The sequence below is a fragment of the Pseudomonas fluorescens NCIMB 11764 genome, assembly GCF_000293885.2.
GTDB lineage: Bacteria > Pseudomonadota > Gammaproteobacteria > Pseudomonadales > Pseudomonadaceae > Aquipseudomonas > Aquipseudomonas fluorescens_B.
Genome location: NZ_CP010945.1, coordinates 3,007,112 through 3,022,657 on the forward strand (window position 1 = coordinate 3,007,112; position 15,546 = coordinate 3,022,657).

18 protein-coding genes are annotated in these 15,546 nt (G+C 60.2%); 17 read left to right on the forward strand and 1 reads right to left on the reverse strand.

Annotated features, from left to right (window positions below):
• Positions 1-4: 4 nt before the first annotated feature.
• The 5 genes from fliJ (at position 5) to B723_RS13825 (ending at position 4,453) form a co-directional block, all read left to right on the forward strand.
• Entirely contained in the window at positions 5-454 is a 450-nt protein-coding gene (gene fliJ, locus B723_RS13805) for a flagellar export protein FliJ (RefSeq protein ID WP_017337183.1), read from the forward strand.
• A 145-nt stretch (positions 455-599) separates the two neighbouring features.
• Positions 600-905 carry an STAS domain-containing protein gene (locus B723_RS13810; protein WP_017337184.1) on the forward strand — a complete coding sequence of 102 codons (306 nt, stop codon included), beginning with the start codon at positions 600-602 and terminating at the stop codon, positions 903-905.
• 5 nt (positions 906-910) lie between these two features.
• Positions 911-2,617: a fused response regulator/phosphatase gene (locus B723_RS13815; protein WP_017337185.1), complete on the forward strand. Its 1,707-nt coding sequence runs from the start codon at positions 911-913 to the stop codon at positions 2,615-2,617.
• A gap of 30 nt (positions 2,618-2,647) precedes the next feature.
• Positions 2,648-3,019, forward strand: coding sequence for an Hpt domain-containing protein (locus B723_RS13820; RefSeq protein ID WP_017337186.1), 372 nt, complete (start codon positions 2,648-2,650; stop codon positions 3,017-3,019).
• 81 nt (positions 3,020-3,100) lie between these two features.
• Positions 3,101-4,453 (forward strand): flagellar hook-length control protein FliK, encoded by a 1,353-nt coding sequence (locus B723_RS13825; protein ID WP_017337187.1) that lies wholly within the window; start codon positions 3,101-3,103, stop codon positions 4,451-4,453.
• A gap of 16 nt (positions 4,454-4,469) precedes the next feature.
• Here the strand turns inward: B723_RS13825 and B723_RS33920 are convergent, their stop codons facing one another.
• Positions 4,470-4,601, reverse strand: coding sequence for a hypothetical protein (locus tag B723_RS33920; protein WP_017337188.1), 132 nt, complete (start codon positions 4,599-4,601; stop codon positions 4,470-4,472).
• Positions 4,602-4,661: 60 nt separating this feature from the next.
• On the opposite strand from B723_RS33920, the gene fliL reads away from it, so the two are divergent.
• The 12 genes from fliL to fliA all read left to right on the forward strand — a co-directional run bounded on the left by fliL (position 4,662) and on the right by fliA (position 15,453).
• The gene (fliL, locus tag B723_RS13830; protein ID WP_017337189.1) at positions 4,662-5,162 is read left to right on the forward strand and encodes a flagellar basal body-associated protein FliL; all 501 of its coding nucleotides are present in this window, start codon (positions 4,662-4,664) and stop codon (positions 5,160-5,162) included.
• A 9-nt stretch (positions 5,163-5,171) separates the two neighbouring features.
• On the forward strand, positions 5,172-6,140 hold the full coding sequence (fliM, locus tag B723_RS13835) for a flagellar motor switch protein FliM (RefSeq protein ID WP_008024584.1): 969 nt from the start codon (positions 5,172-5,174) through the stop codon (positions 6,138-6,140).
• 68 nt (positions 6,141-6,208) lie between these two features.
• Positions 6,209-6,667 carry a flagellar motor switch protein FliN gene (gene fliN / locus B723_RS13840; protein ID WP_008151080.1) on the forward strand — a complete coding sequence of 153 codons (459 nt, stop codon included), beginning with the start codon at positions 6,209-6,211 and terminating at the stop codon, positions 6,665-6,667.
• Entirely contained in the window at positions 6,668-7,105 is a 438-nt protein-coding gene (fliO, locus tag B723_RS13845) for a flagellar biosynthetic protein FliO (RefSeq protein ID WP_017337190.1), read from the forward strand.
• Positions 7,105-7,863, forward strand: a complete 759-nt coding sequence (gene fliP / locus B723_RS13850) for a flagellar type III secretion system pore protein FliP (protein WP_008039813.1) — start codon at positions 7,105-7,107, stop codon at positions 7,861-7,863. The genes fliO and fliP overlap by 1 nt, the downstream gene beginning before the upstream one ends.
• Positions 7,860-8,129 (forward strand): flagellar biosynthesis protein FliQ, encoded by a 270-nt coding sequence (gene fliQ, locus B723_RS13855; protein WP_008024593.1) that lies wholly within the window; start codon positions 7,860-7,862, stop codon positions 8,127-8,129. The genes fliP and fliQ overlap by 4 nt, the downstream gene beginning before the upstream one ends.
• A 3-nt stretch (positions 8,130-8,132) precedes the next feature.
• Complete coding sequence (fliR, locus tag B723_RS13860; protein ID WP_017337191.1) at positions 8,133-8,915, forward strand: flagellar biosynthetic protein FliR; 783 nt, start codon at positions 8,133-8,135, stop codon at positions 8,913-8,915.
• Positions 8,916-8,917: 2 nt separating this feature from the next.
• The gene (gene flhB / locus B723_RS13865) at positions 8,918-10,057 is read left to right on the forward strand and encodes a flagellar biosynthesis protein FlhB (protein WP_017337192.1); all 1,140 of its coding nucleotides are present in this window, start codon (positions 8,918-8,920) and stop codon (positions 10,055-10,057) included.
• A gap of 242 nt (positions 10,058-10,299) precedes the next feature.
• Entirely contained in the window at positions 10,300-12,429 is a 2,130-nt protein-coding gene (gene flhA / locus B723_RS13870) for a flagellar biosynthesis protein FlhA (RefSeq protein ID WP_017337193.1), read from the forward strand.
• A gap of 11 nt (positions 12,430-12,440) precedes the next feature.
• Positions 12,441-13,769, forward strand: a complete 1,329-nt coding sequence (flhF, locus tag B723_RS13875) for a flagellar biosynthesis protein FlhF (protein ID WP_017337194.1) — start codon at positions 12,441-12,443, stop codon at positions 13,767-13,769.
• 116 nt (positions 13,770-13,885) lie between these two features.
• Positions 13,886-14,716 carry a flagellar synthesis regulator FleN gene (fleN, locus tag B723_RS13880; protein WP_008001746.1) on the forward strand — a complete coding sequence of 277 codons (831 nt, stop codon included), beginning with the start codon at positions 13,886-13,888 and terminating at the stop codon, positions 14,714-14,716.
• Positions 14,713-15,453 (forward strand): RNA polymerase sigma factor FliA, encoded by a 741-nt coding sequence (gene fliA, locus B723_RS13885; RefSeq protein ID WP_007894214.1) that lies wholly within the window; start codon positions 14,713-14,715, stop codon positions 15,451-15,453. The genes fleN and fliA overlap by 4 nt, the downstream gene beginning before the upstream one ends.
• Positions 15,454-15,546: the final 93 nt, after the last annotated feature.

Genomic DNA, 15,546 nt, shown 5'->3' on the forward strand with positions numbered 1-15,546 from the left:
GATCATGGCCCAGAGTCGGGCAGGGCGGCTGGCGCCGGTGGTCGAAATGGCCGAGAAGGCCGAGAAAACCGCCGTACAGCGTTTGGGCCATTTTCAGGGGCAGGTTCGCCTGGCTGAAAGCAAGCTCGCCGACCTTGAGGCCTTTCGTCTCGACTACCAGGAACAGTGGATCATTCGCGGCAGCAGCGGCGTTTCGGGCCAATGGTTGCTGGGCTATCAGGGCTTTCTTGCGCAACTGGGCGTCGCCATCGATCAGCAGCGGCAAAGCCTGGCGTGGCATCAGAATAATTTGAACAAGGCGCGGGACACCTGGCAGCAGGCGTTTGCCCGGGTCGAAGGCTTGCGCAAGCTGGTTCAGCGCTACGCGGATGAGGCGCGGCAGCTGGAAGACAAGCGCGAGCAGAAACTGCTGGATGAGTTGTCCCAGCGGTTACCGCGGCAGGATCCGTATTGAATCAGTGAGACCGCGTTAGCGTTCTTCGCGCGGCTTGCCCGCGAAGGGGGCCTTCAATATTCCACAACTTTCCAGCCTTGCCCCTATCCCCGCCAAGTGCTAAACCTTGTACACGTACGTTCGCCAATGACAAGGAAGCCGTTCAATGTCAGTCGTTACAGAAGTATCTCCGGATGGACAAAAGCTGACGATATCGGTCAAGGGACGATTCGATTTCGCCAAGCATCAGGAATTTCGTGAATCTTACGAAAACCTTCAGCCAAAACCCGAGTCCTTTGAAGTGAACCTGAAGGACGCCACCTACCTCGACAGTTCAGCGCTTGGCATGTTGTTGCTGCTGCGTGATCACGCCGGTGGCGAGCACGCCGAGATCAGGCTGACCCACGCCAACGCCGATGTGCGCAAGATTCTCGCCATCTCCAACTTCGAACAGATCTTCGACGTGGCGTGAAGGCCATGCAGCCGTTGTTCGAACCGCTGACGATCCTGATCGCTGAAGACAGCGCGGCTGACCGCATGCTGCTGTCGAGCATTGTCCGCCGCCAGGGCCATGAAGTGCTGACGGCCGCCAATGGCGCCGAAGCGGTCGAAGCGTTTCGCCAACAACGCCCGCAACTGGTGTTGATGGACGCCATGATGCCGGTGATGGACGGTTTTGAGGCTGCGCGGCAGATCAAGGCGCTTGCCGGGGAAACCCTGGTGCCGATCATCTTCCTGACCTCGCTGACCGAAAGCGAGGCGCTGGCCCGCTGTCTTGAGGCCGGCGGCGACGACTTTCTGGCAAAGCCCTACAACCAAGTGATCCTCGCCGCCAAAATCAAGGCGATGGACCGTTTGCGGCGGTTGCAGGCCACTGTGCTGAAGCAGCGTGATCAGATTGCCAGGCATCACGACTATCTGCTCAACGAGCAGCGTGTGGCCAAGGCCGTCTTTGATAAGGTCGCCCATTCCGGCTGCCTGAATGCCCCCAATATCCGTTACCTGCAATCGCCCTATGCGCTGTTCAACGGCGACCTGTTGCTGGCGGCATTCACCCCGGCCGGCGACATGCATGTGCTGCTCGGCGATTTCACCGGCCATGGCTTGCCAGCCGCCGTCGGGGCCATGCCGCTGGCTGAAGTCTTCTACGGCATGACCGCCAAGGGCTACGGCCTGTCGGAAACGTTGCGCGAGATGAACGCCAAGCTCAAGCGCATCCTGCCGGTGGACATGTTCTGTTGCGCAACATTGCTGTGCCTGAGTTTCCAGCGGCGTTCGGTGGAAGTCTGGAACGGTGGGATGCCGGACGGTTATCTGCACAGCATCGCCAGCGGTGAGCGCACGCCGCTGAAGGCCCGGCATTTGCCGCTTGGCGTGCTGAGTCCGCAGACCTTCGATGACCGCACCGAAGTGTTTCCGATGGCTGTCGGCGATCGGGTCTTCCTGTTGTCCGATGGCGTCATCGACACCTGCGACGCCAATGAGCAGCTGTTTGGCGTCGAGCGATTGCAACAGGTGTTTGCGGCCAACCGTCAGCCCGACCGGCTTTTCGAAGAGATCGAGCAGGCGTTGCGGGATTTTCGCGGTGAGGCCCGCGACGATGTCAGCATGGTCGAAGTCAGCCTGCTCGAAGCCGCGCAGCTGATTCCACCCGCCCTGGTCTATTCCGACAGTGGTCAGTCCTGCCCGCTGGACTGGTCGGTGAGTTTCGAGTTCCGTGCCGCGACCCTGAAGCGCTTCAATCCGCTGCCGTATCTTTTGCAATTGCTGTTGGAGGTCCATGGTTTGCGCGCGCAGAGCGGGGCGCTCTACAGTGTGCTGGCGGAGCTGTATTCCAATGCGCTGGAGCACGGCGTGCTGGGTCTGGATTCGAGCCTCAAGCGCGACGCTTCGGGTTTTACCCTCTATTATCAGCAGCGCAATGCACGTCTGGATGAGCTGCAGGACGGCTATGTGCGGGTGCATTTGCAGGTCGCACCAAAGGATGACGGCGGTTGCCTGGCGATTCGGGTCGAAGACAGTGGCAAGGGTTTTGATGTCGAGCGAGTGATGGCGCGCCCCGTTGATGGCATCCGTCTGTCGGGACGTGGTATCAGTCTTATCCGCCAGTTGGGCCGCAACGCCAGCTGGTCCGACGAAGGTCGAAGTGCCCGCGTGGAATTTTTCTGGGAGGCTCTGGCATAATCCGCGCATTCTTGATCAAGGAGTGAGCAAGTGGCTGACACACATCTGGACCGCGACGTACTGAGTGCGTTGCAAGCTGTCATGGAGGAGGAGTATCCGACGTTGCTGGATACTTTTCTCGCCGATTCCGAAGAACGGTTGAGTCTGTTGCACGAGGCTGGGGCGGATGCCAAGTCGCTGGAAGAGGCCGCACACAGTTTCAAGGGCAGTTGCAGCAACATGGGTGCCCTGCGCCTCGCCGAGCTCTGCAATGAGCTCGAGCAGCGAAGCAAGAAGAGGTCTTTGGAAGGCATCGAGAAACTGGTCGGAGAAATCGACGGCGAGTTCGCTATTATCCGTCCCCTCTACGAAGCAGAGCGCCAGCGCTCTCTCACTGACAATGCGACCGTCCGGCGCTTTTAGCGCCGCTTGAGCAAAACTGGCTCAACCCTTGCACGTATCACCGCAACTGTACCTACGATCCCAGTGCAGCGGAGACCGTTCATGCCCGTTACCCCCAATATTCTTCTCCAGGCCGCCGCGCAGGCCAAGACTCAAGCCGCCTCCGCCAATACACCGGCGCTGTCCGCTGAGCCCGGGGACAAGGCGTCCAGCTTCGCTCAGGTTTACGCCACTCAGGCCCAGAACAAACCCTCTGCGGCCTCTGATGGATCGGCGAAGCCGGTGCGCGATAAAACCCCGGACAGCCCCGTAAAAACGGACGTCGGCAACGACAAGTCTGCCGCTCCGGAACCGACGGTTGCCGATAGCGGCAAATCCTTGCCCGCCGATAAACCGGCGCCGAGCGACGACAAGGCCGCCAACGAGGATGTCGCCGATACGCCAGTGGTCGACGCTGCACCGGCCGATCCAGCGCTTGATCCTTCATTGCTGCCAGCGTTGCAACCCGTTGTGGCGGCGCCAGTTGCGGAGTCGGCACCTGTTGTCGCCACTGAGCAACCCAAAGTGGAAATACCTGTCACGCCAACGGTGACGACGGTGCAGACGCCTGTGGCAGCGGCGGATAGCGATTTCGATCCCGAGGCCGACCCTCTCGATGCTCTCCCCGCTGTGCGCATGGCCATGGAGCAGGGCGGTCATATTTCGGCTGCCAGCCAGGCACAGCCCAAGGCAGCGCCGACGCCGGCCCAGACCCAGGCCGATGGCGAGCCTACCTCGGCGCAGAACTTTGCCGCCGGTATGGCTGGCATGCTCGATGTGCAGGCTGACAAGGACAGTACCAGCCAGGGGGGCGAAAAAGCTTTCAGTGGGTTGATCGATGATGGCCTCAAGGATTTGAAGTCTGCCACCAGCGATACCCGCGTCGATGATTTCGCCAATCGTCTGGCTGCACTGACCCAGGCTGCCACGCCGAAAACCGCCAATGCCATACCGGTGAATCAGCCGATTGCCATGCATCAGAGCGGCTGGACCGAAGAAGTGGTGAACCGGGTCATGTACCTGTCCAGTGCCAACCTCAAGGCGGCCGATATCCAGTTGCAGCCTGCCGAACTGGGTCGCCTCGATATTCGGGTGAACATGGTGCCGGACCAGCAGACCCAGGTGACCTTCATGAGTGCGCACCCAAGCGTTCGCGAAGCGCTGGATGGCCAGATGCATCGCTTGCGAGACATGTTCGCGCAACAGGGCATGGGTCAGGTAGACGTCAACGTCTCCGACCAGTCTCGTGGCTCTCAGCAAGGTCAGGACCAGGCGCAACAAAGCCAGAGCGGACGCACCAACGCCAGCGGCGGTCGTCTCGACGGCATGGATGAAGAGCTCGCGCCGACCGTTGCCGAAGTGGCGGCCAGTGCGACCAGCGTCATCGGCTCCAGCGCGGTCGACTACTACGCCTGATAAAGCGCGGTGCCTCTCAAAAGATCGCAGCCTTCGGCAGCTCCTGCAGGGTATATACCTTCAAAATGTTGGAGCTGCCGAAGGCTGCGATCTTTTGATTTTGGCTGCTGGCTGCCGCAGTCCACATACCCTCCGACACTTCTGGCATAACACTTGCTCTTGCCTTGCCGTGCGACTGTGAAAACCCGAATAGTGACGGATTATTGGCATGGCGAAGAGCGAAGCAGCAGTAAAAGACCCCGCAACCAAAGGCAAATTCAAGCTGATCATTGTGATCGTGGTGGCCCTGCTGCTGGCGATCGGCTTGTCCGTGGGGGCGACCTGGTTCTTCATGCACAGCGCCCAGAGCAAGCCTGCCGCCGCGGCTGAAGTCGCCCCGGTCGGCAAGCAGCCAGCGGTTTTCGAACCCATGGCGCCGGCCTTCGTTGCCAACTACAACCAGAACGGCCGTCAGCGTTACATGCAGGTGAGCATCACCATGCAGGGGCGCAACCAGGCCGATCTGGAAGCGCTGAAAGTCCACATGCCGGTGATCCGCAATAACCTGGTCATGCTGTTCTCCGGACAGGATTTCGCGACGCTGGCGTCGCCGGTCGGTCAGGAAATGTTGCGTCAGAAGGCGACCGCCAGCGTCCAGGAAGTGGCGCAGAAAGAGCTCGGCAAAGTGGTCATCGAACAGTTGCTTTTCACTAATTTCGTACTGCAGTAGGAACACGACATGGCCGTGCAGGACCTGCTGTCCCAGGATGAAATCGATGCGCTGTTGCATGGCGTCGATGACGGTCTGGTACAGACCGATACCGCTGCCGAGCCCGGCAGCGTCAAAAGCTACGACCTGACCAGTCAGGACCGCATCGTCCGTGGACGCATGCCGACCCTGGAAATGATCAACGAGCGTTTCGCCCGCTACACCCGCATCAGCATGTTCAACATGCTGCGCCGCTCGGCGGACGTTGCCGTCGGTGGTGTGCAGGTGATGAAGTTCGGCGAATACGTGCACTCGCTGTACGTGCCGACCAGCCTCAACCTGGTCAAGATCAAACCACTGCGCGGCACCGCACTGTTCATCCTTGACGCCAAGCTGGTGTTCAAGCTGGTGGACAACTTCTTCGGCGGTGACGGACGTCACGCGAAGATCGAGGGACGTGAGTTCACCCCCACCGAACTGCGGGTGGTGCGCATGGTGCTGGAGCAGGCCTTCGTCGATTTGAAGGAAGCCTGGCAGGCGATCATGGAAGTGAACTTCGAGTACATCAACTCGGAAGTGAACCCGGCCATGGCCAACATCGTCGGCCCAAGCGAAGCCATTGTGGTGTCGACCTTCCACATCGAGCTCGATGGCGGGGGCGGTGACCTGCACGTGACCATGCCGTACTCGATGATCGAGCCGGTGCGCGAAATGCTCGACGCCGGCTTCCAGTCGGACCTCGACGATCAGGACGAGCGCTGGGTCAATGCCCTGCGCCAGGACGTGCTGGACGTTGACGTGCCGATCGGGGCCACGGTTGCCCGTCGCCAGTTGCGCCTGCGCGACATTCTGCACATGCAGCCGGGGGACATCATCCCGGTCGAGATGCCGGAAGAAATGATCATGCGCGCCAATGGCGTGCCTGCGTTCAAGGTCAAGATGGGCTCGCACAAAGGCAACCTCGCGTTGCAAGTGATCGAGCCGATCGAGCGCCGTTAAGCGGCGCTGCTCCCATTCGCTATTAACTGACGGCACCCCGTTCAAGGGGTGCCCGCCGAGGACACATGATGGCTAACGACATGAATACCCAGGACGACCAGGCGCTGGCCGATGAATGGGCTGCGGCCCTGGAAGAAACCGGCGACGCCGGGCAGGACGATATCGATGCCTTGCTGGCCGCCGACGCCGCCAGTTCGCCGTCCAACCGTCTGCCGATGGAAGAGTTCGGCAGCGTGCCGAAAAACAACGATCCGGTCACGCTGGATGGTCCGAACCTGGATGTGATCCTCGACATCCCGGTGTCGATTTCCATGGAAGTGGGCAGCACCGACATCAACATCCGCAACCTGCTGCAGCTCAACCAGGGTTCGGTGATCGAGCTTGATCGCCTGGCCGGTGAGCCGCTGGATGTGCTGGTCAACGGCACGCTCATCGCTCACGGTGAAGTGGTGGTGGTCAACGAGAAGTTCGGCATCCGCCTGACCGACGTGATCAGCCCAAGCGAACGAATCAAGAAGCTGCGCTGAGTGAAAAAGGTTCTGGGGGTAGTGCTGGCCTTGCCGTTCAGTGTCCTGGCGGCCGAGCCCGTGGCGACTGTTGCCGCGGCACCTGCTGTCAGCAGTGGTGTGGCGGGACAATTGACGCAGCTGGTGCTTGGTTTGCTGCTGGTGCTGGGGTTGATCTTCTTCCTCGCCTGGCTGTTGCGCCGGGTCCAGCAGGCCGGGCCGGCCGGCAAGGGGCAGGTGATCGAACTGATCGGCTCCCGCGCCCTGGGCCCGCGTGACCGTTTGATGCTGGTGCAGGTTGGCAACGAGCAGATTCTGCTCGGCTTGAGCCCCGGCACCATCACTGCCTTGCATGTGCTCAAGGAGCCGGTGCAGGTGCCGGTTACCGAGAAAGCGACCCCGGAGTTTGCCCAGCGCCTGATGGAGCTGTTGGGCAAGGATCAGAAGGATAAGAAGTAATGGGTGCGCTACGCATCATCTTGACGCTGGCCCTGATGCTGGCCGCGCCGCTGGCCTTCGCCGCCGATCCGTTGTCGATCCCGGCGATCACCCTGGGCACCAATGCCCAGGGCGCCCAGGAATACTCGGTCAGCCTGCAGATCCTGCTGATCATGACCGCGCTGAGTTTCATTCCGGCGTTCGTCATGCTGATGACCAGTTTCACCCGGATCATCATCGTCTTCTCGATCCTGCGTCAGGCTCTGGGTCTGCAGCAGACGCCGTCGAACCAGATTCTCACCGGCATGGCGTTGTTCCTGACGCTGTTCATCATGGCGCCGGTGTTCGACCGGGTTAACCAGGATGCCTTGCAGCCCTATCTGGCGGAAAAACTCACCGCGCAAGATGCCGTGGCCAAGGCCCAGGTGCCGATCAAGGACTTCATGCTGGCCCAGACGCGCAGTAGCGATCTTGAGCTGTTCATGCGTCTGTCCAAGCGCACCGACATCGCTACGCCGGATCAGGCGCCACTGACCATCCTGGTGCCGGCCTTCGTCACTTCCGAATTGAAAACCGCGTTCCAGATCGGGTTCATGATCTTCATTCCCTTCCTGATCATCGACCTGGTCGTGGCCAGTGTGCTGATGGCGATGGGTATGATGATGCTCTCGCCACTGATCATTTCCCTGCCGTTCAAGATCATGCTGTTCGTGCTGGTGGATGGTTGGGCATTGATCATCGGTACGTTGGCCAGCAGCTTCGGCGGTGTCTCTCCATGACGCCGGAAGTTGCGGTAGACATCTTTCGTGAAGCGCTCTGGCTGACCACCATGATGGTTGCCGTGCTGGTGATTCCGAGTTTGCTGGTGGGTCTGTTGGTGGCCATGTTCCAGGCTGCCACTCAGATCAACGAACAGACCCTGAGCTTCCTGCCGCGCCTGCTGGTGATGCTGGTCACGCTGATCGTCGCCGGCCCGTGGCTGGTGCAGACCTTCATGGAATACATTCTGCAGTTGTACGGCAATATTCCTCGGGTCATCGGCTAAGCCATGTCACTGCTGCAGCTGACCGACACCCAGATCAGTACCTGGGTCGCTTCGTTCATATTGCCGTTGTTTCGCATCGGCGCCGTCCTGATGACCATGCCGATTTTTGGCACGACCCTGGTGCCGACCCGTGTGCGATTGTATTTCGCGCTGGCAATCACAGTGGTTGTCGTGCCAGGCCTGCCACCGATGCCGCAGGTTCATGCGCTGGATCTGAGCGCACTGCTGCTGATCGCCGAACAGATCATAATCGGCGCATTGATGGGGCTCTCGCTCCAGCTGTTTTTTCAGGCGTTTGTCGTCGCCGGGCAGATCATTTCGATTCAGATGGGCATGGGGTTCGCCTCGATGGTCGACCCCACCAACGGTGTGTCGGCGGCAGTCATCGGGCAGTTCCTGACGATGCTCGTGACCCTGCTGTTTCTCGGCATGAATGGGCATCTGGTGGTGTTCGAAGTGCTGACGGAGAGTTTCACCACGATGCCCGTCGGCAGCGCCATGCTGATCAATCACTTCTGGGAACTGGCCAACAAGCTGGGTTGGGTGCTGGGGGCAGCGATGCTGCTGGTCATGCCGGCGATCACGGCGTTGTTGGTGGTTAACATTGCCTTCGGCGTGATGACTCGGGCGGCGCCGCAGTTGAACATTTTCTCCATCGGTTTTCCCCTGACCCTGGTGCTGGGTCTGGTGATTTTCTGGGTCGGTCTCGGCGACATTCTCAATCAGTATCAGCCCTTGGCCACCGAGGCCCTGCAGCTGTTACGTGACATGGCACAGGCGCGCTAGCCATGGCCGAGAGCGAGAGCGGTCAGGACAAAACAGAAGACCCCACGGAGAAGCGCAAAAAGGACTCCCGGGACAAGGGTGAGATCGCCCGCTCCAAAGAGCTCAATACCCTGGCAACCATGATGGCCGGTGCCGGGGGATTGTTGATCTATGGCGGCGGTCTGGCTCTGGATCTGCTGGAAATCATGCGCCTGAACTTTTCCCTGCCGCGGGAGGTGTTGCTGGATCCCGGGCAGATGGGGGAGTACCTGCTGCATTCAGGAAAGATTGCCCTTCTGGCGGTCCAGCCGATATTGCTGTTGCTGCTGCTGGCGGCTTTTCTGGGGCCGATTTCCCTGGGTGGCTGGCTGTTTGCCGGCAAGAGCCTTGCACCCAAATTCAGCCGGATGAACCCGGCGGCGGGGCTCAAGCGGATGTTCTCCAGTACGGCCGTGATCGAGCTGCTCAAGGCGCTGGCTAAATTTCTGCTGATCCTGTTTGTGGCTTTGTCCGTCCTGCGCTCGGACATCGATGACTTGCTGCGTATTGCCCATGAGCCGCTGGAACAGGCAATCATTCATAGCGTTCAGCTGGTGGGTTGGAGTACGTTGTGGATGGCGTGTGGGCTGATTCTGATCGCGGCGGTGGATGTTCCGGTGCAGCTTTACCAGAGCCACAAGAAACTGCTGATGACCAAGCAGGAAGTGCGCGATGAGCACAAGGATCAGGAGGGGAAGCCGGAGGTCAAGCAGCGGATTCGCCAGTTGCAGCGCGAGATGTCCCAGCGGCGGATGATGGCCGCGATTCCCGAGGCCGACGTGGTCATTACCAACCCGACGCACTACGCCGTGGCCCTCAAGTACGATGCGGAAAAAGGTGCTGCACCGGTACTGCTGGCCAAGGGTAGTGACTTCCTGGCGTTGAAAATCCGCGAGATCGCCGTGGCCAATGAGGTGTTGCTGCTGGAATCGCCGGCCCTGGCGCGTTCGATCTACTACTCCACGGAGCTGGAGCAGGAAATTCCAGGTGGGTTGTATCTGGCGGTCGCCCAGGTATTGGCCTACGTCTATCAGATCCGCCAGCACCGCGCTGGCAAGGGCAAGCGTCCTGAACCGCTCAAGGATGACTTGCCGATTCCGCCGGATCTGCGGCGCGATTCCTGATTACCTGCACTGACAGTGATGGCCCCATCGCGGGCAAGCCACGCTCCCACAGGTTCTGTGTTCAACCCCGGTCTCTGTGGGAGTCGGGCTTGCCCGCGATGAGGCCGGTCCAGGCATCACCCATTCCGGTCAATAAACCCCTCTGTTCCAACCCTCGGCAAAAGTTGGAAGGCTTCTTGCAGTAGCCGCTCTGCGCCTGCTTCGGGCGTCAAAAGTTTGCTTTAAAGGAACGGGGAAAACCGGTGGATCGCTCTCAGTTTATCAACAATGCCCGCACAAACGTCGCCGACCTGAGTCGGGGCAATCTGGGCGTGCCGTTGTTGCTGCTGGTCATGCTGGCCATGATGATGCTGCCGGTGCCGCCGTTCCTGCTGGACGTGTTCTTCACGTTCAACATTGCGCTGTCGATTGTCGTGTTGCTGGTCTGTGTCTACGCTCTGCGGCCGCTGGATTTCGCGGTGTTCCCGACCATTCTGCTGGTGGCAACGCTGTTGCGGCTGGCGCTGAACGTGGCCTCCACGCGGGTGGTGATGCTCCACGGTCAGGACGGTCATGCCGCCGCGGGCAAGGTGATCCAGGCGTTCGGTGAGGTGGTGATCGGCGGTAACTACGTGGTTGGTATCGTGGTCTTCGCGATTTTGATGATCATCAACTTCGTCGTGGTGACCAAGGGTGCCGGGCGGATTTCCGAGGTGAGCGCGCGTTTCACCCTCGATGCGATGCCCGGCAAACAAATGGCGATCGACGCCGATTTGAACGCCGGTCTGATCGATCAAAACCAGGCCAAACTGCGTCGGATGGAAGTGGCCCAGGAAGCCGAGTTCTACGGTTCCATGGACGGTGCCAGCAAGTTCGTGCGCGGTGATGCCATTGCCGGTTTGCTGATTCTGTTCATCAACCTGATCGGCGGTATGGCCGTCGGTATTTTCCAGCACGGCATGACCTTCGGTGATGCTGGCAAGGTTTACGCGCTGTTGACCATCGGTGACGGTTTGGTGGCGCAATTGCCATCACTGTTGTTATCGACAGCCGCCGCGATCATGGTGACCCGTGCTTCCGGTTCGGAAGACATGGGCAAGCAGATCAATCGCCAGATGTTCGCCTCGCCCAAGGCGCTGGCCGTGGCGGCGGGTTTGATGGCGGTCATGGGCCTGGTGCCCGGCATGCCGCACTTCTCTTTTCTGAGCATGGCGGCCCTCGCGGCCGGCGGCGCGTACCTGTTCTGGAAGAAGCAGAACACCGTCAAGGTTCAGGCCTTGCAAGAGGTCAAGCGTCAGCAGGAGCTGCTGCCATCGCCGGCCCGCGCTCAGGAAACCAAAGAGCTTGGCTGGGACGATGTGACGCCGATCGACATGATTGGCCTGGAAGTCGGCTATCGCCTGATCCCGCTGGTGGACCGCAATCAGGGGGGGCAGTTGCTGGCGCGTATCAAAGGCGTGCGCAAGAAGCTGTCCCAGGACCTGGGTTTCCTGATGCCGACTGTGCATATCCGTGACAACCTCGACCTCGCGCCAAGTGCCTATCGACTGACCCTGATGGGGGTGATCCTGGCCGAAGCGGAGATCTATCCGGATCGGGAACTGGCGATCAACCCGGGCCAGGTCTACGGTTCGCTCAACGGCATCACCGCCAAAGATCCGGCTTTCGGGCTGGAGGCGGTCTGGATCGAAGTCAGTCAGCGTGCGCAGGCACAATCCCTCGGTTACACCGTGGTAGATGCCAGTACGGTAGTGGCAACCCACTTGAACCAGATTTTGTACAAGCACTCCAGTGAGCTGATCGGCCACGAAGAAGTGCAACAACTCATGCAATTGCTGGCCAAAAGCTCGCCTAAACTGGCCGAGGAGCTGGTGCCGGGCGTGGTGTCGTTGTCGCAGCTGCTCAAGGTGCTCCAGGCGTTGCTGGCCGAACAGGTGCCCGTACGGGACATTCGCAGCATCGCCGAGGCGATCGCGAACAATGCGGCCAAGAGTCAAGATACTGCCGCGCTGGTGGCTGCCGTACGCGTCGGCGTATCCCGTGCAATCGTCCAAAGCATTGTGGGGACTGAGTCGGAGCTGCCAGTTATCACTCTTGAGCCAAGGTTGGAACAAATATTGCTCAATAGTCTTCAGAAGGCAGGACAAGGCTCGGAAGAGGGCGTTCTGCTGGAGCCAAGCATGGCTGAAAAACTGCAACGCTCGTTGATCGAAGCGGCGCAGCGTCAGGAAATGCAAGGTCAGCCGGTGATTCTGCTGGTGGCCGGTCCGGTTCGCGCGATGCTGTCGCGATTTGGCCGGTTGGCAGTCCCGGGTTTGCATGTGTTGGCTTACCAGGAAATCCCTGACAACAAGCAAGTGACCATCGTTGCGACAGTAGGGCCCAACGGCTGAGGTAGTGGTTTATGCAAGTTAAGCGTTTTTTCGCCGCCGATATGCGTCAGGCCATGAAACTGGTTCGTGATGAGCTGGGCGCTGATGCCGCCATCATTGGCAACCGCCGGATCGCCGGTGGTGTCGAGTTGACGGCTGCCCTTGATTACAAACTGTCGGCGCTGGCTCCGCGTGTTCCGAACATGGAACTCGAGGACGAGCTGCGCAAGACCCAGTCGCGGATCGTGACCGCCCAGGCCGAACTGAGCCTGCGTAGCGAGGGCGAGAGCGACAAGTCCACCAATCGCCAGTTGTTCGCCGGCCTGCCACTCACCGCCGCCGAACCGCTGATCGAACCGACCTACACTGAACCCCGCCGTGCAGCCCCGGCCCCTGCGCCAGCCTCCGGCGGTGTCGATCCGCGGGCTTTCGATTCGATGCGTTTCGAACTCAACAGCCTGCGCGAACTGATGGAAGTACAACTTGGCTCCCTGGCCTGGAATCAGCTGCAAGGCAGCCGTCCGGCCCAGGCCAACCTGTGGCGTCGCCTGCAGCGCATCGGTTTGTCCGGTCCGTTGTCCCGCGATCTGCTGGAACTGATCACCGGCATTGACGAACCTCGTCAGGCCTGGCGCATGTTGCTGGCGCACCTGGCACGGATGATTGCCACGCCGGAAGTCGAGCCACTGGAAGAGGGCGGCGTGATTGCCATGGTTGGCCCTGCCGGCATGGGCAAGACCACCACGCTGGCCAAGCTCGCGGCCCGTTACGTGCTCAAGTACGGCGCGCAGAACATCGCGCTGGTGAGCATGGACAGCTACCGTATCGGCGCTCAGGAACAACTGAAGACTTTGGGTCGGATCCTCAACGTGTCGGTCACCCACATCGACCCGGGCCAGTCCCTGGTGCAGGCGCTGGACCCGTTGCTGCGCAAACGTGTAGTGCTGATCGATACCGCGGGTCTTCAGGCCAGCGATCCGGCACTGCGCATGCAGCTCGAAAGCCTGGCCGGTCGTGGCATCAAATCAAAAAATTATCTGGTTCTGGCAACCACCAGCCAGAAACAGGTTCTAACCGCCGCTTATCACAGTTACAAGCGCTGCGGGCTGGCTGGCTGCATCCTGACTAAACTGGATGAAACAGCAAGCCTGGGTGAGGTGTTGAGCCTGGCAATCAGTCATGAGTTGCCGGTGGCTTACCTGACCGATGGACCGCGGATTCCGGATGATTTGCATCTGCCGCGTCGTCATCAGCTGGTGAGCCGCGCCGTCAGCGTGCAAATGCAGGAAGAACCCAGCGAAGAAGCCATGGCTGACATGTTCGCTGATATTTACCACAGTCCGACCAAGCAGGTTGGCTGAGGTATTAATGAACAGTTTTTGTACCTACATCGATGGTCTGCCATGCATTGTTCCGTTTGTGAACGCGCAGCCAGTAATGTGGCCTCCGTCTATGCAAGACAAGGTAAAGAAATAACATGGGCAGCATGCATCCCGTACAGGTGATCGCGGTGACCGGCGGCAAAGGTGGCGTCGGGAAGACTAACGTGTCAGTGAACTTGTCCCTGGCTCTAGCTGAGCTCGGCCGGCGCGTCATGCTGCTGGACGCCGATCTGGGGCTGGCGAACGTTGACGTCCTGCTGGGACTGACACCCAAACGTACCCTGGCCGACGTAATCGAAGGCCGCTGTGAGCTGCGCGACGTGTTGTTGCAGGGGCCCGGCGGTATCCGCATCGTCCCGGCGGCGTCCGGCACGCAGAGCATGGTGCATCTGAGCCCGGCGCAACATGCCGGCCTGATCCAGGCGTTCAGCGATATCGGCGACAACCTCGACGTCCTGGTGATAGACACCGCTGCAGGTATTGGTGACTCGGTAGTCAGTTTCGTTCGCGCCGCGCAGGAAGTCTTGCTGGTGGTCTGCGACGAGCCGACCTCGATCACCGACGCCTACGCGCTGATCAAGCTGCTGAACCGCGACTACGGCATGAACCGCTTCCGCGTCCTGGCCAACATGGCCCAGAGCCCGCAGGAAGGTCGCAACCTGTTCGCCAAGTTGACCAAGGTCACGGATCGCTTCCTTGACGTCGCCTTACAATACGTCGGTGCGGTGCCGTACGACGAAAGCGTGCGCAAGGCCGTTCAGAAGCAGCGCGCGGTTTATGAAGCTTTCCCGCGTTCCAAGTGCTCCCTGGCCTTCAAGGCCATCGCACAAAAGGTCGATACCTGGCCGCTGCCTGCCAACCCGCGCGGACACCTGGAGTTTTTCGTCGAGCGCCTCGTGCAACAAACGGCAGGACCCGTGCTATGACAGCCAGCGGTTACAACCTTTACAAGAAATCGGCACGTGACGCGCAGTACGAGCTGATCGAGCGTTACGCGCCACTGGTCAAACGCATTGCCTATCACTTGCTGGCGCGATTGCCGGCCAGTGTCCAGGTCGAAGACCTGATCCAGGCCGGCATGATTGGCCTGCTTGAAGTGTCGACCAAATACGACGCCAGCAAAGGCGCGAGTTTCGAGACGTACGCGGGCATTCGAATCCGCGGCGCGATGCTCGATGAAGTCCGCAAGGGGGACTGGGCGCCACGCTCGGTCCACCGCAATACCCGCATGGTCAGCGACGCAATTCGCTCGATTGAAGCTAAAACCGGCCGTGACGCTAAAGATCACGAAGTTGCGGCCGAACTCCAATTGAGTCTCGACGATTACTACGGGATTTTGAACGACACCCTGGGCAGCCGGTTATTCAGTTTCGACGATCTTTTGCAGGACGGCGAACACGAAGGGCTGCACGAGGATGGCGCGAGTGCTCATCTCGAGCCGTCACGCGATCTGGAAGATGAACGCTTCCAGGCGGCGCTGGCGGACGCGATTGCCAATTTGCCGGAGCGTGAGCGACTGGTGTTGGCGCTGTACTACGACGAAGAGTTGAATCTCAAGGAAATCGGTGAGGTCCTGGGGGTCAGCGAATCTCGGGTCAGCCAGTTACACAGCCAGTGCGCGGCCCGTTTGCGGGGGCGTTTGGGGGAGTGGCGAGCGCGCTGAAGGCAGTGTGGGGACACTGCGAACGTGGCTGGTGTGGTGTTGAACTGCGCCGGTCTCGATCTGTTGTGCTCCAGACAGTCATTGAGTGCTTTG